Genomic DNA, 747 nt, shown 5'->3' on the forward strand with positions numbered 1-747 from the left:
TGACGGCGCGCGTGCCGGCCGCGCTGCTCGAGCGGTTCGCCGAACGCGGCGTGATGTACCTGCGCACTTTCGCGGCGCCCGGCGAGCGCGCGGACGGCCTCGCGGCCAATCCCTGCATGCCGTTCGCCGAATACCACCGGCCGTGGGATGACGCGTTCGGCACGAGCGAGCGCGACGAGGTCGAGCGGCTGTGCGCGGAACGCGGCGTCGGCTGCCGCTGGCTCGACGACGGCAGCGTGACCGTGTCGCACGTCGGCAGCGCGCTGCGCGCGCATCCGCGCACCGGCGAAACCGTGTGGTTCAACCAGGCGAGCGCGCAGCACCCGAACCCGCGCTCGATGGGCGAGCTCAGCTATCGCTACCTGCAGCGCATGTACGGCGGGCGCGCCGCGTTCCCGTACGAGATCCGCTATGGCGACGGGTCGCCGATGCCGTTCGACGATCTCGTCGCGATCTACGACGCGTTCGACGACGAGGAACTCGCGTTCCCGTGGCAGGCCGGCGACCTGCTCGTCGTCGACAACATGCTGGTCGCGCACGGCCGCAACCCGTACCGGGGCGCGCGCGACACGCAGGTCATGCTGTTCGACTGACGGGATGTCGACGATGAGCCCCTCGTTCCTCGCTTCCGTGCGCGCGATGTTCGGCCCGCACACTGCCTTCGACCGGCCGCAGCGTTCGGGCACGCAGCCGCTGCCCGATGCGCACGCGCCCGGCGCGGCACTCGGCGCGCGCGCGATCGACGTC

Annotated in this window: 1 protein-coding gene; it reads left to right on the plus strand. The window is 72.0% G+C overall.

Going from position 1 to position 747, the window contains the following annotated elements; all coding sequences use genetic code 11:
• Positions 1-593 (plus strand): TauD/TfdA family dioxygenase (locus tag G3N99_RS41500; protein WP_206125346.1); only part of this gene is annotated, 593 nt, incomplete at its 5' end.
• Positions 594-747: the final 154 nt, after the last annotated feature.

The sequence above is a fragment of the Burkholderia sp. Ac-20392 genome, assembly GCF_017104585.1.
GTDB lineage: Bacteria > Pseudomonadota > Gammaproteobacteria > Burkholderiales > Burkholderiaceae > Burkholderia > Burkholderia lata.